Raw genomic sequence first — 22,299 nt, forward strand, 5'->3', positions numbered from 1 at the left:
GCGGCGCGGAAATCACCCTGCGGCGGAATAAAAAAAGCCTCCAGAGCAGCGCTCTGAAGGCTTTTTCAGCATTCAGCAGTTTAGAAGGTTTTGGTCAGGGTAAATACCGCGCCGGTTTCTACGCCGCGGGATGTCGGTTCATAGGCGCCATCTGTATCCATATTGGTGCCCACGGCAGCCAGTTCAGCGGTTGCGCCGGGAACAGATTTAAAGCCGTAAGTTAGGCCGATTTTCCAGTCCACATAATTATCATCGCCATTGAATGAATATTTTGTTTCATCATCAACCGCTGTATAGCCGACATTTGCCACCCCGCCGAAACCGCTTGAGCCGAATGGAACCGAGTAGCCCACATTGACATTCCAGCTGTCTGTGCTCACGCCGCCATAATCATTGGTATAGTTCAGATTAGTCAGCAGGCTATCGCCTTCGGCAATTGCATTGGCGAAGGTCAGTTTTCCGTACAGCTCGGCCCAGTTGAGGTCATTGGCGCTTGGATAGTTATAGTACAGCACGCCGACGTCCAGCACCGGCTTGCTGCTGAAGCTTTCCAGCTTTACCGCATAGCCGATTGAAGGGTCAAGTTCCAGGCTTGGCGTGCCGCTGCCGAAATTCACATTGGAACCCCAAAGTCCAAAATATAAGCCCGAAGCATGCCCTAGGGTGAAGCCTCCCTGCAAAGCCGGATCATTTTGAGTTTGCGTTACGCCGCGGAAACGGTAGTCCGTTGTCACTGCAGCGCTTCCGCTGAAAGACAGGCCGAACGGCAATGCTGGCGCTTCCTCAGCAAATACAGCGCCAGAAGCAGCGGTTAAAGCCGCGGCAGCAAATATTTTCTTCAACATTTCAGAATCCCCCAATAGATTTTATTGACTTACTTTTGACTTGCTTAATAGTTATTAGCAAGCGCTGTGCCAACTTCAATTTTCCATGCAAGAAAGCCGCGCCCTTTGCTGAAAAAACAGCATATCATACAATTAAACCAATGTTTTTAATCTATTTATTTCAAATACAGGCATTCAAGGCATGCCGGCTGCCCTAAGCGCCGCTTCAGCCCTTCAGGTCCGGCGTCCTCCGGTTTCCATCCCGCTTCAGGCATGGGCGGCTGATGAAAAACGCCTCTTTTTGAGTATGTTTTTTCACCGCACCTTGAGGCGCTGCACAAAAAAAGCGCATAGCCCTGCATTGATGCATATGAGGCTGCTTAGCGTCCTGAATTCTGGCGGGGCATAAGAAATTGCCCTAAGGTATGGCCAGCCGCAGAATTCAGCCACAATTCACATAATTCATGGCCCGCAGCCAAGCGGCAGAATACAGCCTGCTGCAAACCTGAATTTTTATACCATTTTTTAAAATAACTTGTATCTGCTGGCTATTTCCAGGTTCATCCGCAGCTGCAGACCATAAGCCTGACGCATAGATTTCATGGCGATTTAATGTTCAGCTGAGCTGCGCTGAAAGCCCCGAAGTGCAGGCTTTTGATCAGATATTCGCCATTCAGTTGCGCCTGAACAGGCGCAAAACCGGGCAATTGTCAACCAAAAGTGAAAATTATGCTTTTGTTTTTACTAAAAATTCAAAGCAATAAATTTTTTTAAAAATTTCAGCAATATAAGCATGCGTGCAGTTCATCTGAAAAGCGAATAACTTTAGTGTAATAAAGTCAATAAAAATGGTATGTTTTTAATGGATACTTATACAATTCAACTGCTATTTTACTATATCTTTTTTGCATGAGGCGCTCTCCCAATGCTAAAACCGCAACAGCTTACACTCGCGTTACTCATTAACGCTGCTTTAATTTCTACTGTATATGCAAGTGAACAAAGCGAAGCTAAAGGCTTTGTTGAAGATGCTGAAGGCTCTGTGCTGTTCCGTACCGGCTATATCAACCGCGATAAAAAAACCCCAGGTGTGAAAGACCAAAGCTCATATGCGCAGTCTGCAATTTTTGATTTGGACTCCGGCTATACCAAAGGCGTTGTCGGTTTTGGCGTGGGCGCTGTAGGTGATGCGTCATTCAAGCTTGGCAGCAATAAAAACGCCGGCAACCAGATGATTCCGCGTGAAACATTGAATGGCAAAAAACAAGCTGGCGACACTTATGATCACTGGGCGCGCGGCGGCGCCAATGTAAAAGCGCGCATTTCCAATACTGAAGTGCGCTACGGTACCCAAGTTTTAGACTTGCCTGTCCTTGCCAGCAACACGGGCCGCATGGTGCCTGAATATTTTGAAGGCGTGCTGGCCACCAGCCGTGAAATTAACGGACTGGAACTGACAGCCGGTAAATTTACCAAAAACCAAATGTCGCACCAGATCAATACCGACGGCAACAATTTAGACCGCGCTGTAGTTTGGGGCGCAAAATACAAATTCAGCGACGCCCTAAATGCCTCTTACTATGGCCTGGACAGCAAAAATGCGCTAGACCGTCATTATGTCAATGCCAACTATAAGCAAGCTTTGGCTAATGGCAGCTCCTTGACTTATGATTTCAGCGGCTATCATACAAAATTTGATAAAAATGCTGTAACTTATTCTGCGACTGGTGAATTAGCATCAAATTACGCTGATACTGGCGTTGCTGGCGTAGAAAAAACCAATAATATCTGGGCTATTTCTGGCGCCTATAACCAAGGCCCGCATAACATCATGCTGGCTTACCAGCAAAACACAGGCAATGTCGGCTATGACTACGGCCAGAATGCTGACGGCTTCCAAAGCGTCTACTTGCCAAACTCATATCTGTCTGACTTTATCGGCAACCATGAAAAATCCGCACAAGTTCAATACAACTTGGATTTCGGCAAATTAGGCGTTCCGGGCCTGAACTGGACCACTGCCTATGTTTACGGCTGGGACATCAAAGTTGCCGGCACTGCGGAAGAAGGCAAGGAACAAGAGTTCTTTAACCAAGTGAAGTACACGGTGCAAAGCGGTTTTGCCAAAGACGCCAGCCTGCGTGTGCGCAACTCCTACTACCGCGCAAACGATGTTTATAACGGCCCTTACATCGGCGATACCAACGAATGGCGCTTATTCCTTGATATCCCTGTAAAATTGTTTTAATTCCCGGTGAATTAAGGCGGTAAAAAAACCTGCACACTGTGCAGGTTTTTTTATTCAGGCTTTGCTAAGCACGCCGGAATTCACAGCAATTATTTATTTGCTTCTTTATACGCTTCGATTGAGCTCAAAACTTCCTGCTTAGCGACTTCAGAACCTTCCCAGCCGCTGAGCTTAACCCATTTGCCCGCTTCAAGGTCTTTATAATGGGCAAAGAAGTGCTCAACTTGCTTGATCAGCAGCTCAGGAAGATCGGTATATTCCTGAACATCTTTATACAGCGGCGTTAATTTTTCGTGCGGCACTGCAATCAGTTTCGCATCAATGCCGCCGTCATCTTCCATATTCAGCTTGCCTACCGGGCGGCAGCGGATGACTGAGCCTGGCTCTACCGGATGCGGCGTTACCACCAGAACGTCCAGCGGGTCACCGTCAAGAGACAAAGTGTTCGGCACATAGCCGTAGTTCGCCGGGTAGAACATTGCTGTGCCCATGAAACGGTCTACGAATAATGCATCCGAATCTTTATCAATTTCGTATTTAATTGGCGCTGCGTTTGCAGGAATTTCAATGATGACATAGATGTCATTCGGCGCATCTTTACCCGCTGGGATATTGCTGTAGCTCATAGCATTGCTCTTTAACAAGTTAAGTCTTTTAAACCGGCACAATTATAACGGTTTTTGCGGATTTTTTTCTGATTTTGCATTTCAGCGTCAAAATTTTCGCCAAACTGTGGGCGCAGCTTAGGTTATTTTAATAATGATCAGCAGCAGGCAGACCGGGCAAAGCATGGACAGCGTCCAGATAATCGAGCGCAAAGCAGCCCAATTGGCCAGATAGCAAATGCCGTAAATAATCCGCAGCACAATATAAGCGATGCCCAGCGTCATGGTGAAGCTTTGCGGAATGACCATGTACTCCGCCATTAAAACCGCGCCTACAAATAAAGGCAGGCTTTCAAAACTGTTCTGCTGCGCGGCGTGCGCCCGGCTGGCCAGGCCCTCTGTGCGGGCTAAAAACGCTCTGGGGTTCTGATTGTCCCGCGCTGTAAAGCCTGCAGCCTTTTTTGCAATGAAAGTGAAAACATAAGGCAGTAAGCAGGCGCCTAAAATGAGATAGATGATCCCACTTATGCTGTGCATGCGTTTTTTCTCTGAAAGAATTTATAAGCGCCATCATAGCATGGCAATTCATCAATAAATTTTGTTAAATAGGGTGTTTTCATTAATTATGCAGGTAAGCCGGATATGGTCAGTCCAGATCAAAAAGAAATGCTCGATGTGCTGGAACAGCAGCGCCTGAATCAGCTGCAGGTTGACCGCGTTTTAAAAATTGTCATTCCGGTAACGGCTTTCCTGCTGACGGTAATTTGCGCCAATATGAATATCTGGTCCACCATTTTCACCTTCATTGTGCTGTGGGTTGCCTTCTATGCGGTCTCCATCAAGCGCTGGCCCCTGTGGCACTGGGTGATTGCGATTGCCGTCTACTGCATTATTGACAATGTACTCAGCCACGGCGAATTCCAGCAGCGCCAGTTCGGCCTGCAGTTCGGCGCCATGTTTATTTTCCTGGGCATTTTCGGCGTGGGCCGGCGCTATTTCGACCGCTGGCTGATGAAGAAATAAGCATAAAAAAAGCGCCCGGAGGCGCTTTTTTCATGCGGCATGAATTAGGCTGTTTTGCGCAGATCCTTGCGCAGGATTTTGCCTACGTTGGATTTCGGCAATTCATCCATAAATTCAACATAGCGCGGGCGCTTATAGCCGGTTAAGTTTTCTTTGGCAAACGCCAGCACTTCTTCTGTGGTCAGTGACGGATCTTTTTTCACTACAAACAGCTTCGGCACTTCGCCTGATTTCTCATCCGGAACTCCGATCGCCGCTACTTCCAGCACTTTAGGGTGCTGCGAAACAACTTCTTCAATTTCAGACGGATAAACATTAAAGCCGGATACCAGGATCATGTCTTTCTTGCGGTCAACAATTTTCACATAGCCGCGCGGGTCCATAACGCCGATGTCGCCGGTGCGGAAGAAGCCGTTGAACATGACTTTTTCAGTTTCGTCCGGACGGTTCCAGTAGCCTTTCATCACCTGCGGGCCGCGGATTGAAATCTCGCCCTGCCCGCCCAGCGCTACTTCATTGCCGTCATCATCCAGAATCGCCACTTCAGTCAGCGGAAGCGGAATGCCGATAGTGCCGCTGAACTCCATGGATGCAGGCGGGTTCGCTGTTGCCACCGGTGAAGTTTCCGACAGGCCGTAGCCTTCAATGATGTTGGTGCCGGTGACTTTTTTCCAGGCTTCCGCTGTGGAAGCCAGCACAGCCATGCCGCCGCCCATCGCCATCTTCATTTTGCTGTGGTCCAGCTGCTTGAATTCTTCATTGTTCACCAGCGCATTGAACAGGGTGTTCACCGCCGGGAAGAAAGTCGGCTGGTACTTGCGCAGCTCTTTGATTACTGCAGGCAGGTCGCGCGGGTTCGGAATCAGCACGTTGGCCTGGCCTTTGTACATGCCGTAAAGCGCGCATACCATGAAGGCAAAGATGTGGTACAGCGGCAAGGCGCAGAAAATCCGGTCGTCCGGCTGGCCGTCCTGCTTGCCGAATTTGCTCTGGAAAATGCCGTCGCACTGCAGCATGTTGGATACCAGGTTGCGGTGGGTCAATTCCGCGCCTTTCGACACGCCTGTGGTGCCGCCGGTGTACTGCAGCACTGCGGTGTCGCTGAGCGTCAGGTTCGGGCGCTTGTAATTGCCGGCGCTGACTTTAGACATGGCGGCGTTGAAGCGGATATGGCCCGGAATGTTCCATGCCGGAATCTGCTTGCGCACCGAGCGCAGCACAAAATTCACCAGCGTGCCTTTCAGCGCGCCCAGCATGTCGCCGACTGACGCTACAACCACATGCTTCACCGGAGTTTTTCCGATAATCGCCTGATAAACCGAGGCGAAGTTCTCAATAATCACCAGCGCTTCCGCGCCTGAGTCATTCAGCTGATGCTCCAGCTCGCGCGACGTATACAGCGGGTTGACATTCACCAGAACCAGGCCGGCGCGGAACACCCCTAAAGCCACAACAGGATACTGCAGCACGTTCGGCATCATCACGGCAACGCGTGTGCCTTTGGCCAGACCTAGGCTTTGCAGGTAAGTGGCGAATTTGCGGCTGGCTTCATCCAGTTCACTGAATGTCAGCACTTTGTCCATAAAAATGAAGGCTTCGCGTGAGCCAAATCTTTGAAAGTTGCGCTCAAAAATATCAATCAGCGATGTGTTTTCCGGCGGCAATTCTACAGTTTCCGGAATACCTGTTTTCCGGTATTCAGCGAACCAAATTTTTTCCATAGCGCCCGATTCTCCTGTCAGTAATCCTTAATAATTCAACTGTTTTTCTCAATATTAAGCAGCTCATTATTTAACTTGTTTGCGCCTAATATTGCATCCATTTCACGAATACTTTGCATATATAACGTATTTCGATCCATGGATGCTAGTATTATCTTTGAATGAACAGTTTATTTGCTTTTTGATAGCCGCGCGGCAGCAGCAGGCCCTTCGAAGCGCGCTTGCCGATGTATTTCTGCAGGTCATCGCCCTTCAGCTTCAGCTGCTGCTGGCCTGCAAACACTTGAATTATTTCATCTAAACTTAGAGCTGTCATGGACACAAGCTGATCATCCGCTTCTAGCTGCATCAATTTGTTGCCTTTGCCTTTATTCAGCGCCGGCAGCTCCGCCAAATCAATCAGCAGCAGGCGCCCGGCTGAACTGAGCAGCGCAAGATGCGTAAACTGTTCAGCTGCCTGCAGATTCATCGGCTGCGCGCCGTCAGATAAGCTTAGGAAGGCTTTGCCGGCTTTGGCATTGGTATCCAGCTGCTTGGCCTGGGTTTTAAAGCCGTAGCCTTTGCTGCTGACCGCCAAAAGCTCGGCGTCATCTTCGGCAATCAGCACCTGCCTGAAGCCGACGCCGCTGGCCGGCGCCAGTTTTGAACTGAGCGGTTCGCCCAGGCCGCGCGCCGAAGGCAGCGTATTGATGGCTAAAGCATAGCTGCGCCCGGCATCGTCCAGCACATATACGCGCTGATTGGACTTGCCCTGCGCATGGCTGAGGTACTGGTCGCCGGCGCGGAAATTCAGATTTTCAGCATCCACTTCATGGCCCTTGGCCGCGCGGATCCAGCCGGCTTCAGACAGCACTACGGTGACCGGATCGGCCGGCAGCATATCCTGTTCATTAATCGCCTGCGCGTCTTCGCGCTGCACAATAGGCGAGCGCCGGTCATCGCCGAATTTCTTCGCATCGTCTTTCAGTTCACCGATGATCAGGCCTTTCAAAGACTCAGGATTGGCCAGCTGTTCGCGGATAATGGCAGCCCTGGCTTCCAGTTCGTCCTGCTCGCGGCGCATTTCCATTTCTTCCAGCTTGGCCAAATGGCGCAGCTTGAGTTCCAGAATGGCTTCGGCCTGAATTTCATCAAGATTGAAGCGCGACATCAGAACCGGCTTGGGCTGGTCTTCTTCGCGGATGATTTGAATCACTTCATCGATATTTAAAAATGCGGTGATCAGGCCCTGCAGAATATGCAGGCGCTTTTCAATTTTACTGAGATGATGCTGCAGGCGGCGCGTCACAGTATTTTTGCGGATCTCAATCCATTCCAGCAGAATGCGGCGGATGGATTTCACCTGCGGGCGGCCGTCTGCGCCGATCATGTTCATGTTGACGCGGTAGCTGGATTCTAAATCTGTCGTGGCGAATAGGTGGCTCATCACCGCCTGCGCATCAATGCGGCTGGAGCGCAGCACAATCACCAGCCGCGTCGGGTTCTGATGATCCGATTCATCGCGCAGGTCGCTGACCAGCGGCAGCTTTTTGGCCTGCATCTGATCGGCAATCTGGGCAATAATTTTGGAGCCGGACACCTGATACGGCAATTCCGTAATCACAATTTCATTTTTTTCAATGCTGTACACTGCACGGGTGCGGTAGCTGCCGCGGCCGGCGGTTTGAATTTTCAGCAATTCTGCAGGCGCGGTAATAATTTCCGCCCTGGTCGGCAGATCCGGCGCGGGAATGTATTCCGCAACTTTTTCATCGCTCAGATTCGGGTTGCGGATCAGCGCAATGGTGCCCTTGACCACTTCGCGCAGGTTGTGCGGCGGAATATCCGTCGCCATGCCGACCGCAATGCCGGTGGTGCCGTTGAGCAGGATATTCGGCACGCGCGCCGGCAGATTCACCGGCTCTTTCATCGAGCCGTCAAAGTTGTCCTGCCAGTCGCAGGTGCCCTGCCCGAGTTCAGACAGCAGCAGGTCGCTGTAGGCCGACAGCTTGGCTTCGGTATAGCGCATGGCCGCGAAGGATTTCGGATCATCCGGCGAACCCCAGTTGCCCTGGCCCTCAATAAAAGGATAGCGGTAGCTGAACGGCTGCGCCATCAGCACCATGGCTTCATAGCAGGCGTAATCGCCGTGCGGATGGTATTTCCCCAGCACGTCGCCCACGGTGCGCGCAGATTTTTTCGGCTTGCCGGACGGCTTCAGGCCCAGTTCGCTCATGGCGTAGACAATGCGGCGCTGCACCGGCTTCAAGCCGTCGCTGATATGCGGCAAGGCGCGGTCCATAATCACGTACATGGCGTAATTAAGGTAAGCTTGTTCGGTAAATTCCGCTACGGAACGGTTTTCTGTCGCATGATGCGCAAGGCTCGTCATAACAACCTGCAGTCCTGATCAAATATTTTTTTCTTGGGTTCTTATGCTATGTCGCGCCTGCTCCCGGCACAAGGGCCGGAGCGGACGCGCCGCGACAAATCATGTCTTATGGCGGATCTACTGCCGTAAAATTATCCATTTTCCGGGAAATGTTCAACTGCTTATTTTGCTATTTTAACGGCGGAGGGCGGCGCAGGCGCAAATGCGCATGGCCGCGCCATTGCGGCTTATAAGCCAATCGACTCCAGCGTCTTGCCTTTGGTTTCCTCGCCCAGCACTAAAATCACCGCCGCCACCGCCAGCAGCACCGCGGTAAACATGCTGAATACATAGCTGAAGCCGTTTTCCAGCACCATCATATGGGTCACCGCCAAAGGCGCGGCGATGCCGCCGATGCGCCCGATGGCCGCCGCCCAGCCTGAACCGAAGGCGCGGATATTGGCCGGATACTGTTCCGGCGTATAGGTGTAGAGCACGCCCCATGCGCCGAGGTTGAAGAACGACATCAGGCAGCCCCAGAGCACAATCATCGCCACTGTATCCGCCTGCCCGAAGCAGTAGGCGGAAATGGCGCACATGCCGATAAAGCCGGCCAGCGTCGCCTTGCGCCCCAGCTTTTCCACCAGCCAGGCGGCCGCGATATAGCCCGGCAGCTGCGCCAGAATCATCACCAGCACGTATTCAAAGGACTGCACTATGCTGTAGCCCTGCTTCACCAGCAGGCTCGGCAGCCAGGTGAAAATGCCGTAATAGGAATACACAATGCCGAACCAGATCAGCCACAGCATGAGGGTGCGGCGCGCAAACACGCCGGACCAGAGCTGGCGGAATGAGATGCTGCGCTTTTCAGCAACCGGCTTGACCTGAAAAATTTCAATGACTTCCACGCCGCATTGGGCTTCAATCTTTTTCACCAAGGCATGCGCTTCATCCAGCCGGCCGCGGTTGATTAAATACGGCACAGACTCCGGCACCATTTTCCAGATCACAATCGCGTACAGCGCCGGCAGGCCGCCGACCAGAAAGGCCGCATGCCAGTCATAATGCGGAATAATAAAATATGAAATCAGCGCGGCGCAGAGCCAGCCCAGGCCCCAGAAGCTTTCCAGCAGCACGATGAAGCGCCCGCGCACCTGCGCCGGAATGTATTCGCTGACCAGGGTCACCGCCACCGGCAGCTGGCCGCCCAGCCCCAGGCCCACCACAAAGCGGAACGCCAGCAGCCAGGCCAGATTCGGCGCAAAGGCGCAGGCCGCGGTAGCGATGCTGTACAGCACCAGCGTGGCGGCGAAAACGGTTTTGCGCCCGATGCGGTCAGCCAATGCGCCGGAACACACGGCGCCAATCGCCATGCCGACAAAGCCGATGGACACCACCCAGCCTTTTTCTGCCGGGCTCATGGCCCAGTCTTCAGCCATTTTCGCCAGAATAAAGGAAATCAATCCGGTATCCATGGCGTCAAACATCCAGCCCAGTCCAATAACCCACAGCAGGGTGTAGTGAAATTTGCCGACAGGCAGGCGCTGTATCCGCGATACTAAATCCATAACGGTTTCTCTGCATCAGGTGAAAGTGGGAGATGCTGCTTTCACAACAGGAGTTATAGTTTTGCTTATTTTAATGCTGTTCAGGAAAGCCGGTGCGCATTCAGGAATTACGCGCCGGCCCGGCGCAAATCAGGCTTCATCCTTGGAAGAGGCCGACTGCGCATCATCATCCTTATAAATGAATTTCGGCATTTCCAGCCCGAAGTAAATCGCGATGCAGCGCAGCGAAAAGCCGAAGATCAGCGTTGAAATCACGGTGATTTCCAGCGACAGGCCGCCATTGATGCAGAGCCAGTAGAAAATCACCGCCACAAAGGAAATTGAGGCGTACAGCTCGCGCCGGAACACCAGCGGCACGTCGTTGCACAGAATGTCGCGCAGGATGCCGCCGGACACGCCTGTCAGCACGCCGGCAACCGCCGACACCACAAAGCCGTGGCCCATCTGCAGGGCAATCTGGCAGCCGATGATGGTGAAGCCGATCAGGCCCAAGGCGTCCAGCAGCAGGAAGATCGAATGCAGGTGCTTCATCCATTTGGCAATCAGAATGGTGACTAAGGCTGCGCAGCAGGTCAGCACCAGATATTCCGGATGCTTGACCCAGGTCAGCGGGTAATGCCCGAGCAGCACATCGCGCACCGAGCCGCCGCCCAAGGCCGTTACGCATGCAATCAGAATTACGCCAAACCAGTCCATGCTGCGCCGTCCGGCCGACAGCGCGCCGGTCATGGCTTCCGCCGTAATTGCAATAATATAGATAACCGTAAGCAGCATTTCCCTTCATCCGCTGATGGGTAAAAGATGTGCGCTATTTTAAGCCATCTTCAGAAAAAAACTACAGATATTGCGCGCAGCACTGCTTAAATTTTTTGCCTGAAGCGCAAATGCAGGGCTGTTTCATGCCGGTCTGCAGCGGCGCGGTCGGGTCCAGGAAGTACCAGGCGCCACCCTGCCTGACGAAATGCGAGACTTCATGATGCGCCTGCGCCTGCTGGCCGTCATGGTAATGCGCTTTAAATTCCACCTGCGCATGGGTTTTATCCAGCTTTTCATTGGCCTGAATAATCTCCAGCCGCAGCCAGCGGTTCGACTTGCTCCAGTCGGCAATGGCAGGCACATCCAGGGCCGGCTGCTGGCCCAATGCCGTGGTTTTCACAATGTAATCGATTTCCTGCTTGGCGAAAGCGCTGTAGCGCGAGCGCATCAGCTGCTGCGCGCTTTGCGCCTGAGCCAGCCCCGCATGCAGGGGCTGGCAGCAGCCGGCATAGCTGCCTTGGCCGCAGGGGCAGTGCATTTCCGGCATCATCATCTCAAATTTAAAATAGCCCGTATTACGGGCTATTTTAGCGCAATCCTGCGCCGGGTTCAGCCTGAAGGCTTAATTTGGGCGCAAATTGCCGCCAACCGGCGTGACATGGACTTTTTCAATCTTATGCCCATCCATGGTCACCACTTCAAAAATATGCCCGTCGGCGCTCAGCCTAGCGCCGTTTTCCGGCAGGCGCCCCAAATGGAACAGGATATAGCCGGATAAGGTTGAATACTGCTCCGATTCATCCACCAGATCGCGACCCAGCAGCAGCGACACATGGCGGATATCGGTCGAGCCTTCCAGCATCAGGGTGCCGTCTTCCAGGCTTTCCGCAGCGGTTTCCAGCTCGTCTTCATCCGGGAACTCGCCGGCAATCGCTTCCAGCACGTCAATCGGCGTGGCGATGCCTTCAATCGAGCCGTATTCATTCAGCACAATCGCCATCTGCAAAGGCGCCTGGCGCAGCTGCTCCATCACCATCAGCACTTGGGCGTTTTCATGCACAATCACCGGTTCACGCAGATGCTTTTCAAAGTTCAGCACGCCGGTTTCAATGTATTCATTCATGACTTTATGCGTCAGCACAATCCCTGCAATGTTGTCCAGCTCGCCGCGCGCGATGATCAGGCGCGAATGGGTCATGCCCAGCAGCTGGTGCTTAATCGCGGCTTCATCTTCTTCCAGGTCAATCCATTCCAGCTCCGGACGCGGCGTCATCACCGACTTCACCGGGCGCTCAGACAGGCCCAGCACGCCCTGCACCATCACGCTGTGGTACACGCCATTGTCTTCGGCAAAAACCTCATCAGCGAAAGCGCGGGTGGCCAGCACATCTTCCGGCTCATTTTCATGGCTTTCCGCGGTGCTTTTGCCGCCAAGCATGCGCATCACTGCAGAAGCGGTGCGGTAGCGCAGGTCGGTGGTGGTGACGGTTTTTTCCTGATTGTGGCGCATGGTCTGATTCAGGAACTCAATCAGCACCGAGAAGCCGATGGCCGCGTACAGGTAGCCTTTCGGAATGTGGTAGCCGAAGCCTTCCACCACCAGCGAGAAGCCGATCATCATCAGGAAGCACAGGCAGAGGATCACCACCGTCGGATGGCGGTTGACGAAATTCATCAGCGGCTTGGAAGCCCAGAGCATGATGCCGACGGCGATCACCACCGCAATCATCATGACTGACAAATGCTTCACCATGCCTACTGCGGTAATTACGCTGTCCAGCGAGAAGACCGCGTCCAGCACCACAATCTGGATAATCACCATCCAGAAGGCCGCATGCGCCGGGCTTTCTTCCTTATGCATCGGCCGGTGCTCCAGGCGCTCGCGCAGCTCCATGGTGCCTTTGAACAGCAGGAACACCCCGCCAAACAGCAGGATCAGGTCGCGCCCGGAGAAAGGCTGGCTGAAAATATGGAACAGCGGGCTGGTCAGCGTGACCACCCATGCAATTGAGGCCAGCAGCACCAGGCGCATGCACAGCGCCAGCAGCAGGCCGACAATCCGCGCGGTATTGCGCTGTTCCGGCGGCAGCTTTTCCGCCAGAATCGCAATAAAGACCAGATTGTCAATGCCGAGGACAATTTCCAGCACCACTAAGGTCAGCAGGCCCACCCAGGCCGAAGGATCAGACATCCATTCAAAGATCATGCGTTCTTCTCCTGAGCGCTGCGCAGGCTGGCATGGAGTTGCGGAATATTCAGATGAGGTAAGGCGCGCGCGAGGGCGCCGGCTGGATTAAGGTCCAGAAAATGCATTAATGCGGAGCGACAACAACCACTGCCCATGACGGTTCATTTGTTGAAAAACAGGAATTAAGTATAGCAAGCTGAGTCAGAATTTCATCTTTTTTTAGCGCGCCCGGGCGCAGGCCGGCAGCCAGAGCCCGCCGCGGGCAGCCGATGCATTATTCTGTCATATTTCTGCGCTAAGCTGGAGCGGCCAAAAATAAAATGCTAAGGTGAATAAAACAATATGAATAGTGCATTAAAAATGACAGAACAATTGAACCTCTCCTCTCCTCAGACTACCCAGCCGCTGATCGCCCTTTACTGCGGCTCGCGCTCCGGCAGCAACCCGGTTTACCAGGAAAAAGCCATTGCGCTGGCCAAAGGCATTGCGGATCAGGGCTTCGGCCTGGTTTACGGCGGCGCCAGCATCGGCCTGATGGGCCAAGTGGCGGATGCCGTGGTGCAGAACGGCGGCGAAGCGGTCGGGGTGATTCCTGAATTTATGCTGGACTATGAAATTGCCCACAACAGCCTGACCGAGCTGTATATTGTGCGCACCATGCATGAGCGCAAAGCCATGATGGCGGAGCGCGCCAGCGCCTTTGTGGCCCTGCCGGGCGGGCTGGGCACGCTGGAGGAAATTCTGGAAATCGCCACCTGGGGGCAGCTGAACCAGCACCAAAAGCCGATGATGCTGTACAACGTCAACGGCTTTTACAATGCGCTGATTGCCCAGCTGGATCATGCAGTGCAGGAAGGCTTCCTGCCGCCGCAGCACCGCGCCAAGCTGATTGTCTGCAATTCGTCTCAGCAGATTTTCAGCGCGCTGCGCAATCTGGATTTCCCGGAGCATTTCGTGGTTTAAGCCCGGCGCCGGAATTGAAAAACATAAAAACCGCGGCAGGCGCAGCTGCGCCTGCTTTGGCTGCCTTCAAGCTGCAGCTGCGCTTTGACAGGCAGGCGCCGGCAGATTGAGCTAAACTGCCTATAAATTTCAAAGTTCTGACGCTATGACCGCCGCCACTTCACATCAAGCGCTGCAGCCGGAATTCAGGCTGCTGGTGCTGCTGGTTTCCATCGGCTTTTTCATGCAGGGCCTGGACACCACCATTGTCAATACCGCCATTCCCGCCATGGCCGCAAGCCTGCATGAAGACCCGCTGAACATGCACAGCGTGGTGGTGGCCTATGTGCTGTCTGTGGCGGCCTGCATTCCGCTCAGCGGCTGGCTGGCGGACCGCTTCGGCGTGCGCAACACCTATTTCGCCGCCATCATCATTTTTACTCTGGCCTCGCTCGGCTGCGGCCAGTCCGGCAGCCTGAATGAGCTGCTGCTTTACCGGGTTCTGCAGGGCATCGGCGGCGCGCTGCTGCTGCCGGTCGGCCGCCTGGCCATGCTGAAAGTGATTCCGCGCAGCCAGTTCCTGTCCGCCATGAGCCTGATGAGCCTTGCCGGCTTAATTGGCCCGCTGATTGGCCCCACGCTTGGCGGCTGGCTGGTGGAAGCCGCCACCTGGCACTGGATTTTCCTGATCAATATCCCGATGGGCATTCTGGGCTGCCTGATCATCTTCAAAGCCATGCCGAATGTGGCTGAACCCAGCGTGGCGCGCTTTGATTTTCTGGGATTCCTGCTGCTGGTCATAGCCATGGCGGGCCTGTCTTTAGGCATTGAGAACTTTGCCGGCGCGTCTGATTCGCTGTACTGGGGCATTGGCCTGACCGGTTCAGGCCTGCTGGCCTGCCTGCTGTATGCCCTGCATTCGCACAGCAGCCGCAATGCGCTGTTCCGCAGCCAGCTGTTTCAAAACCGGGTGTATGCCATAGGCATCCTCGGCAATTTTTTTGCCCGGCTGGGCGGCAATGCCATGCCGTTTCTCATGCCGCTGATGCTGCAGGTGGCATTCGGCTTTCAGCCCTTTGTCACCGGCCTGCTGATGATTCCGACTGTTTTAGGCTCGCTGGCCTCCAAGCCGCTGATCCGCCCTATTATCCAGCGCTTCGGCTACCGCCGGACGCTGCTGGCCAATACCCTGCTGGTCGGCGCCTGCATTGCCAGCTTTGCCCTCAGCTCGGCGGATACGCCGGCATGGCTGCGCGCGCTGCATTTCTTTGCCTTCGGCATGCTGAACTCCCTGCAGTTCGTCGCCATGAATACCTTGACCCTGAAAGACCTGCCGCAGCAGGATGCCAGCAGCGGCAACAGTTTCCTGTCGATGATCATGATGGTATCGATGAGCATTGGCGTGGCTTTGGCGGGCACCCTGGTGAATGCCTTCAGCGCTTATTTCGGCGCCGGGCAGACCACCGCCGCCTTTCACGCCGCCTTAATCTGCCTCGGCTGCATCAACCTGATCGCAGCTGCGGTTTTCTGGCGGATTCCTGAAGATGCGGCAGCTTAAGCGCGGCGCAGAAACGCCATAGTTTAGCCCGCCGGTTCGCGCTATCATGAAGCCCGGACATCCACCTGTATGCTGCACATGAAAAAACGCCAGCCGGCCCCTTCCGCTTTAAAGACCTACAGCCCTTTGATTGGGCTGCTGGGCTTTGCAGCCGCCGCGCTGCTGGCCTATGCGCTGCTGATGCCGCACCGCTTTGCATCGGCGGAAGAATATCCGGTCAAAGGCTTTGATGTCTCGCATCATCAGGGCGATGTGCAATGGCGGGAAATTTCCCCGCAGGCCTACCGCTTTGTGTATCTGAAAGCCACTGAAGGCGGCGATTTTAAGGACACTAAATTTCAGGACAACTGGCTGCAGGCGCGTGAACAGGGCTTTTTAGTCGGCGCCTATCATTTTTACCGGCTGTGCCGCGGCGGCGCCATTCAGGCGCAGAACTTCATTGAAACCGTGCCGAAAAAGGACGACGCCCTGCCGCCGGTGATTGATCTGGAATATGACAGCAAATGCATCAACACCTACAGCAAAGAGCAGCTGCTGCAGGAAATTCAGGCCATGCATGACCGGCTGCAGCAGCATTACGGCAAGCAGCCGATTTTCTATATTTCCAAATCCTTCTACAATATTGTGCTGGCCGGAGAATTTAAAGCCACCCCGCTTTGGGTGCGCGAATACCGGGGCAAGCCGGATTTAAAGAACAATCCCGACTGGCTGTTCTGGCAGCATACCAATCAGGGCCAGATTCAAGGCATTGCTAAAGCTGTGGATTTGAATGTCTTCAATGGCGCTGAAAAAGACTGGCAGGCCTTCCTGCTGCGGAACGGCTTAAGCCCGGCCGCGCCGGCGGAACAGGCCGCGGCGCAATAGCCGGAGCTGTTGCCCAAGCAGCTTTAGCCAGTCAGCCTGTGTCGCGCCAAATACAATGCCGCTGACCTCTGCCGGCAAGCTGTGCGATACTGCGTGCATCAACCTATTCCGGCCATGCCGCTGCATGAGAAAAATCATTCATATTGATATGGATGCCTTTTATGCATCTGTAGAACTGCGCGAGCGCCCTGAGCTGCGGCATCTGCCTGTGGTGGTGTCCTCGCACCATCCGCGCGCGGTGATTTGCGCTGCCTCCTACCCTGCGCGCGAATTTGGCCTGCGTTCCGCCATGCCGATGAGTCAGGCCCGCAAGCTGTGCCCGCAGCTCACGGTCATTGAGCCGGATTTTGAAAAATACCGCGCCGTTTCCGCGCAGATTCATGCGGTGTTCCAGCGCTATACCGCGCAGATTGAGCCGCTGTCGCTGGATGAAGCCTATCTGGATGTGACGGAAAACCTGCAGAACATCGCCAGCGCTACCGAAGCCGCCATGCGCATCCGCGCAGAGATTTTTCAGGCCACCGGCCTGACCGCCTCCGCCGGCGTGGCGCCGAATAAATTCCTCGCCAAAGTCGCTTCGGACTGGAACAAGCCGGACGGCATCTGCGTGATCAAGCCCTCCAAAGTTCAGGCCTTCATTCATGGCCTGCCGCTGCATAAAATTCCCGGCGTGGGCAAAGTCACGCAGCGGAAGCTGCACAGCATGCAGCTGCAGACCTTGGGCGATTTGCAGGCGATTGAAGAAGCCGTGCTGATCCAGCATTTCGGCAAATACGGACGGCAGCTGTTTCTATATGCGCAGGGCATTGATGAGCGCCCGGTTCAAACTGAGCGCGAACGCCAGCAGATTTCCAAGGAAACCACCTTTGATGATGACCTGAGCCTGGCGCAGTGCGCCGCCTATTGGGACAGCCTGATTGAGCGGGTCTGGCTGAGCCTGGAAAAAAAGCGCCTGCAGGCGCGCGGCGTAACGGTCAAGCTTAAGCTTAAAAATTTTCAGGTTCTGCAGCACAGCAGAAGCTTTAAGCAGGCGCTCAGTTCGCAGCAGGAAATGATTCAGGCCGTGCAGATGCTGCTGAAGGAAATGCAGATTCCCGCGCAGGATCAGTTCCGCCTGATTGGCGTCGGGCTGTATCAGCTTGCAGAACAGCAGGATGAAGCGCAGCTGCTGCTGTGGTAAAGCTCAAAAATATGATGCCAGGCTTTGGCTGCAGCCCCTGCATTATTCATGCTGAAAGCCCGCTTTGCCGTATAAGCGTCATGCCGGATTCGGCCAGCGTGATGGGCGGCAGGGATGCCGCCGCTGGACTGGGGGATAAGGACATCCCCTCAGTCCAGCAGAAGATTTTTGTTACTTTTCATCTTTGAAAAGTAAGGCATGGCCTGCGCAAACCCGGTAAAAACCCTGCGCTGCATTTGCGGCTGCGCCTATTCACCTTGCTATTTGCCTAAGCGCACATGCGGCCGCAGCAATTGCATGAAAATAAAAACAATCTGAACGATTTGAGTGTTTTTTAGGCAAAAGCTCATCCTTCGACTAAATACTTACCCATCTGCTCAAAAAATAGCGTAATCTAGTCCGCGCAATGCATTACCCATGCAGCTGCCGAGATGCCGCAAGTCACCAATACTTGTAGCATGCTGTCCTGTAATTGGCGTGACGATCAAATCCGAATATTGCAGGGCGCTCAAACATCAACATGGGTAAGCGCCCGCTTCAAATCTTCCCACCTCCCCCCGCAGCCTTCATAAAGCGCATACAGACTTCACTTAAAGTTCATTCGCCTAAAAAAAATAATTTAAGTACACTGCAATAAATTCCAGCAAATTCACAGGCTCATGAATAACAAAAGACAAATTCTGTGCGTAGAGGATGACGCCGCAATTCTCATGCCCCTGCGCTATGCCCTTGAGCGTGAAGACTGGCAAGTCAGCTGGGCCAGCGCCGGCCTGCAGGCCATTCAAATGCTGCAGCAGCAGGACTTTGACTTTATTATTTTAGATGTCGGCCTGCCGGATCTGAACGGCTTTGAAGTCTGCAGGAAAATCCGCAGCTTCAGCCACACGCCGCTGCTGTTCCTCACCGCGCGCGATGATGAAATAGACCGGATTGTCGGGCTGGAAATCGGCGCCGATGATTACTGCGCCAAGCCGTTCAGCTCGCGTGAAATTGTTTCACGCATCAAGGCGATATGGCGCAGGATGGAACTGCAGGCGCAGGCTTCGCCCCTAGGCCGCATGAGTCTGGCTGAAGCGGAGGGTGTGCAGGCGGCAGCCAAAACATGGCGCTGCCTTGATGAATCACTGCAAATCCATTTTCTCGGCACCGCCCTGCAGCTGACCCGCTACGAATACCGCCTGCTTAAGCTGCTGATTGACCACCCTGAACAGGTCTTCAGCCGCCAGCAGCTGATGGACCACATCTGGGAACATCCGGAACACAGCCTGGAGCGCACCGTCGATACCCACATCAAAGGCCTCCGGCAAAAACTCAAGCAGGTTTCAGCCGCCCAGGACCCGATTGTGACGCACCGCGGTTTCGGCTACAGCCTGAAGCGGCTGGATTAGGCCAGCCGGCATGTCAATCTTCATCCGCATCTGGTTCTTCTTCGGCCTGGTGATCCTGCTCGGGCTCTGGTTCATGTCCTATGCCTTCAACCAGCAGGTCAAGCCGAATGTGCGCCAGGTGGTGGAAGACACCCTGGCCGAAAACGCCAATATCATCGCCATGCTGGTGGCGGAAGATGTCTATGCGCAGAAGGTCGCCACAGCGCAGTTTGATGAAAAAATTCAGAATGCGCTGAACCGGAAAATCAACGCCAATATCTGGCAGCATAATAAAAAGGAAATCAACCAGCAGATTTACATTACCGATGCGCAAGGCAGAGTAATTTATGATTCCCAGGGGCTGGCGGCTGGCCAAGACTATTCCCGATGGAATGACGTCTACCTGACGCTGCAGGGCAAATACGGCGTGCGCTCAACCCGCAGCAATCCCTATGACGCCGGCAGCAGCACCATGTACATCGCCGCCCCGATCTACCATCAGCAGCAGCTGATTGGCGTGGTCAGCATCGGCAAGCCGAATATTTCCGTGCAGCCGTATATCCAGCGCGCCGAAGACAAGCTGTTTCAGCAGGCCATCTGGATTGCCCTGCTCAGCCTGTTTCTGGCCAGCCTGGTGGCGTACTGGCTGAAGCACAGCATTGACCGGGTGCGCAGATACGCGCAGGCGCTGGCGCCGGTAAATCAGACGCCGCATTTCCATTCCGCAAAGGAGCTGAATCAGGTGGCGCAGGCAGTTGAAACCATGCGGGAAAAACTTGAAGACCGCGCCTATGTGGAACACTATGTCAACACCCTGACCCATGAGCTGAAAAGCCCGCTCAGCGCGATTCAGGCCAGCGCAGAACTGCTGAATGAAGCGCTGCCGCTGCAGGATCAGCAGCAGTTCGCCGCGCATATCCATGAGCAGAGCCAGCGCCTGAGAAGCCTGATTGACCGCATGCTGCTGCTGACCCGGCTGGAAAAATCCAAGCATCCGCTAGACCTGCATGAATTTGATTTGGCGCAGCTGATGCAGCAGGTGCTGGATCAGCAGGCCAGCCGGATGCAGAACCGGCGGATTGACTGCCGGCTGGAGCTGCAGCAGCCCTGCCGCATTCAGGCGGACCGCTTCTGGCTGCAGCAGGCGCTGTCCAACCTGCTGGACAATGCCCTGGATTTTTCCGCCGAAGGGGCGAAAATGCTGATCCGGCTGCGCGCCCAGCCAAACCGGACGCTGCAGATCCAGATTTTCAATGAAGGGCCGTGGATTCCTGAATTTGCCTTAGATCAGCTGTTTGACACTTATTTTTCCCTGCCCCGGCCGGATACCCGGCAGCGCAGCTCCGGCATCGGGCTGAGCATTGTCAAGCAGGTGACTGAACAGCATCACGGCCAGATCCAGATTCAGAATATCGATGCAGATCAGCTGCATGAACTTCGCCCGCACCTGCAGGGCGTTGCGGTCAGCATGCAGCTGCCGCAGTTGCAGCACCCTTAAGCCCGCCGCTTAAAGCCAAGGCTGTTCCTGCTGCCCGCTTCCTGAGCCGAAAAAACAGGGCTACCGGCGGCTTCACCGAAACTTCACAGAAAAATCAACGCCGGTTCAAATAAAGCACACCGCCCTTGCGCACACTGTTCCCATCAGCAGCACATATAAGGAACAGCAATGCGCGCAAGCTTTCTCAGCATCAAACTCATCGCCATCATTATTCTGATGGCGCTGTTCTGGGTCGGCCTGATTTTCATCTCAGGGCTGGTTTCAGAGCGGCAGGGCTATCAGCAGGCCTTCCTCAGCGATATTGCCCAAAGCAGCATCAGCCCACAGGCGATTATTTCACCCTATATCCGGGTACCCTATCAGGAGCAGAGCACCTGCCTGAATGAAAAAAATCAGCAGTATGCCTGCACCCTGAACCGTTTTGCGCTGATCGGCGCAGACAGCACCGACTGGACCGCGGCATTCAATGTGTCGGATCAGGCCTACAAGCGCACCATTTACCGCGCCGTCAGCTATCAGGCGGATTTAAACGCGCAAGGCGTGTTTCAGAAGCCGGAAATCGCCGGCCAGCAGTATCAGTGGGATAAAGCCGAAATCGTGCTGCCGGTGCATGATCCGCGCGGGCTGGACAGCAATCCCAGCATTAAAATCCTGAATAAAAGCTATCAGTTTGAAATAAGCCCGCAAGGCAGCGCCGGCTCAGGCTTTGATTTCATGGCCATCTCGGTGCAGCAGCGCCCCGAACTGCTGAGCGCTATTCAGAACGGCTTTAAATTCAGCCTGCAGGTCAACAGCGCCGGCTTGGGGAAATTCACCCTGATTCCGGCCAGCCGCCAGGTCACTTACGCCGCCCAAGGCAACTGGGCGGATGCCAAATACGACGGCCAAAGCCTGCCTTATGAAAAAACCAGCAGCCCGCAGCGGTTTACCGCGCAATGGAAGAATATCGCCTTAGGGCAGCAGAACCTGAATAAGCTGGCCAGCTGCAGCAGCAATGACTGCATCCGCCAGCTCGGCAATGCCAATGCGGAGCGCGAATCAGCCTACAGTGAAGGCCGCGCGGACAAAACCGGACTTTCCACTGAGTTTCTGGAGCCGGTGAATGCCTATACCCTGACAGACCGCGCCCTGAAATACGGCATTGTCATCATCCTGATCACTTTCGGCTGCTTCTTCCTGTTTGAAGTCCTGAAAGGCCTGCGCATTCACCCGGTGCAATATTCCCTGGTGGCGATGGCGCAGGGCATCTTCTTTGTGCTGCTGCTTTCCATCAGCGAATACTATGCCTTCGCCTGGGCCTATGCGGCGGCCGCCGCGGCCTGCGTCAGCCTGATGACTTGGTACCTCTGCTTTGTCATGAACGGCATAAAAAACGCTGCGCTGTTCGGCATCATCCTCAGCGCGCTGTACGCGGTCATGTACCTGCTGCTGCAGTCTTCAGGCAAAACCTTCCTGATCGGCTCGGTGATTTCCTTCATTGCGCTGGCAGCCGTGATGTTCCTAACCCGCCATGTGGACTGGTATCAGCTCAGCAGCCGGCCTGAGCGCGGGCCGAAGCCTGATGCGCAGCAGCAATCCTGACCGCCAACCCGCGGATGCCGGTTCAG

At 54.4% G+C, this 22,299-nt stretch carries 19 protein-coding genes; 10 read left to right on the plus strand and 9 right to left on the minus strand.

Annotated features, from left to right (window positions below; genetic code table 11):
- Positions 1–80: 80 nt before the first annotated feature.
- A complete protein-coding gene (locus tag BEN74_RS09785; RefSeq protein WP_068908099.1) occupies positions 81–845 on the minus strand; it encodes a TorF family putative porin in 765 nt (254 codons plus the stop codon).
- A gap of 904 nt (positions 846–1,749) precedes the next feature.
- On the opposite strand from BEN74_RS09785, the gene BEN74_RS09795 reads away from it, so the two are divergent.
- Positions 1,750–3,072, plus strand: a complete 1,323-nt coding sequence (locus BEN74_RS09795; RefSeq protein WP_068908015.1) for an OprD family outer membrane porin — start codon at positions 1,750–1,752, stop codon at positions 3,070–3,072.
- Positions 3,073–3,161: 89 nt separating this feature from the next.
- On the opposite strand, the gene ppa is transcribed toward BEN74_RS09795, so the two are convergent.
- Entirely contained in the window at positions 3,162–3,698 is a 537-nt protein-coding gene (gene ppa, locus BEN74_RS09800; protein WP_068908012.1) for an inorganic diphosphatase, read from the minus strand.
- Positions 3,699–3,815: 117 nt separating this feature from the next.
- Complete coding sequence (locus BEN74_RS09805) at positions 3,816–4,214, minus strand: MAPEG family protein (RefSeq protein WP_068908010.1); 399 nt, start codon at positions 4,212–4,214, stop codon at positions 3,816–3,818.
- 105 nt (positions 4,215–4,319) lie between these two features.
- On the opposite strand from BEN74_RS09805, the gene BEN74_RS09810 reads away from it, so the two are divergent.
- On the plus strand, positions 4,320–4,700 hold the full coding sequence (locus tag BEN74_RS09810; protein WP_068908008.1) for a hypothetical protein: 381 nt from the start codon (positions 4,320–4,322) through the stop codon (positions 4,698–4,700).
- Positions 4,701–4,744: 44 nt separating this feature from the next.
- On the opposite strand, the gene BEN74_RS09815 is transcribed toward BEN74_RS09810, so the two are convergent.
- The 6 genes from BEN74_RS09815 to BEN74_RS09840 form a co-directional block, all read right to left on the minus strand.
- Positions 4,745–6,421, minus strand: coding sequence for an AMP-binding protein (locus BEN74_RS09815; RefSeq protein WP_068908007.1), 1,677 nt, complete (start codon positions 6,419–6,421; stop codon positions 4,745–4,747).
- A 151-nt stretch (positions 6,422–6,572) separates the two neighbouring features.
- A complete protein-coding gene (gene parC / locus BEN74_RS09820) occupies positions 6,573–8,792 on the minus strand; it encodes a DNA topoisomerase IV subunit A (RefSeq protein WP_068908004.1) in 2,220 nt (739 codons plus the stop codon).
- A 227-nt stretch (positions 8,793–9,019) separates the two neighbouring features.
- Positions 9,020–10,339: an MFS transporter gene (locus BEN74_RS09825; RefSeq protein ID WP_068908002.1), complete on the minus strand. Its 1,320-nt coding sequence runs from the start codon at positions 10,337–10,339 to the stop codon at positions 9,020–9,022.
- Positions 10,340–10,468: 129 nt separating this feature from the next.
- Positions 10,469–11,113 (minus strand): trimeric intracellular cation channel family protein, encoded by a 645-nt coding sequence (locus BEN74_RS09830; RefSeq protein ID WP_068907999.1) that lies wholly within the window; start codon positions 11,111–11,113, stop codon positions 10,469–10,471.
- A 61-nt stretch (positions 11,114–11,174) separates the two neighbouring features.
- Positions 11,175–11,642 (minus strand): YchJ family protein, encoded by a 468-nt coding sequence (locus BEN74_RS09835; protein ID WP_068908097.1) that lies wholly within the window; start codon positions 11,640–11,642, stop codon positions 11,175–11,177.
- 75 nt (positions 11,643–11,717) lie between these two features.
- Positions 11,718–13,301 carry a TerC family protein gene (locus BEN74_RS09840; RefSeq protein ID WP_068907997.1) on the minus strand — a complete coding sequence of 528 codons (1,584 nt, stop codon included), beginning with the start codon at positions 13,299–13,301 and terminating at the stop codon, positions 11,718–11,720.
- 324 nt (positions 13,302–13,625) lie between these two features.
- Here BEN74_RS09840 and BEN74_RS09845 point away from each other — a divergent pair, with 324 nt between their 5' ends.
- From BEN74_RS09845 to creD, 8 genes are all read left to right on the plus strand, one after another.
- The gene (locus BEN74_RS09845) at positions 13,626–14,246 is read left to right on the plus strand and encodes a TIGR00730 family Rossman fold protein (RefSeq protein WP_068907995.1); all 621 of its coding nucleotides are present in this window, start codon (positions 13,626–13,628) and stop codon (positions 14,244–14,246) included.
- A 145-nt stretch (positions 14,247–14,391) separates the two neighbouring features.
- Positions 14,392–15,783, plus strand: coding sequence for a multidrug transporter subunit MdtD (mdtD, locus tag BEN74_RS09850; RefSeq protein ID WP_068907992.1), 1,392 nt, complete (start codon positions 14,392–14,394; stop codon positions 15,781–15,783).
- 78 nt (positions 15,784–15,861) lie between these two features.
- Positions 15,862–16,647 (plus strand): GH25 family lysozyme, encoded by a 786-nt coding sequence (locus BEN74_RS09855; protein ID WP_086374328.1) that lies wholly within the window; start codon positions 15,862–15,864, stop codon positions 16,645–16,647.
- Positions 16,648–16,771: 124 nt separating this feature from the next.
- Complete coding sequence (gene dinB, locus BEN74_RS09860; RefSeq protein WP_068908094.1) at positions 16,772–17,827, plus strand: DNA polymerase IV; 1,056 nt, start codon at positions 16,772–16,774, stop codon at positions 17,825–17,827.
- Complete coding sequence (locus BEN74_RS09865; protein ID WP_068907988.1) at positions 17,821–18,015, plus strand: hypothetical protein; 195 nt, start codon at positions 17,821–17,823, stop codon at positions 18,013–18,015. Before dinB ends, BEN74_RS09865 begins: the two co-directional genes overlap by 7 nt.
- A 471-nt stretch (positions 18,016–18,486) precedes the next feature.
- Positions 18,487–19,215 carry a two-component system response regulator CreB gene (gene creB, locus BEN74_RS09870; protein WP_068907986.1) on the plus strand — a complete coding sequence of 243 codons (729 nt, stop codon included), beginning with the start codon at positions 18,487–18,489 and terminating at the stop codon, positions 19,213–19,215.
- A 10-nt stretch (positions 19,216–19,225) separates the two neighbouring features.
- Complete coding sequence (gene creC, locus BEN74_RS09875; RefSeq protein WP_068907984.1) at positions 19,226–20,692, plus strand: two-component system sensor histidine kinase CreC; 1,467 nt, start codon at positions 19,226–19,228, stop codon at positions 20,690–20,692.
- 168 nt (positions 20,693–20,860) lie between these two features.
- Entirely contained in the window at positions 20,861–22,273 is a 1,413-nt protein-coding gene (gene creD / locus BEN74_RS09880; RefSeq protein WP_068907982.1) for a cell envelope integrity protein CreD, read from the plus strand.
- The last annotated feature ends 26 nt before the right edge of the window (positions 22,274–22,299 follow it).

Source organism: Acinetobacter sp. WCHAc010034 (genome assembly GCF_001696615.3).
Taxonomy (GTDB): Bacteria; Pseudomonadota; Gammaproteobacteria; order Pseudomonadales; family Moraxellaceae; genus Acinetobacter.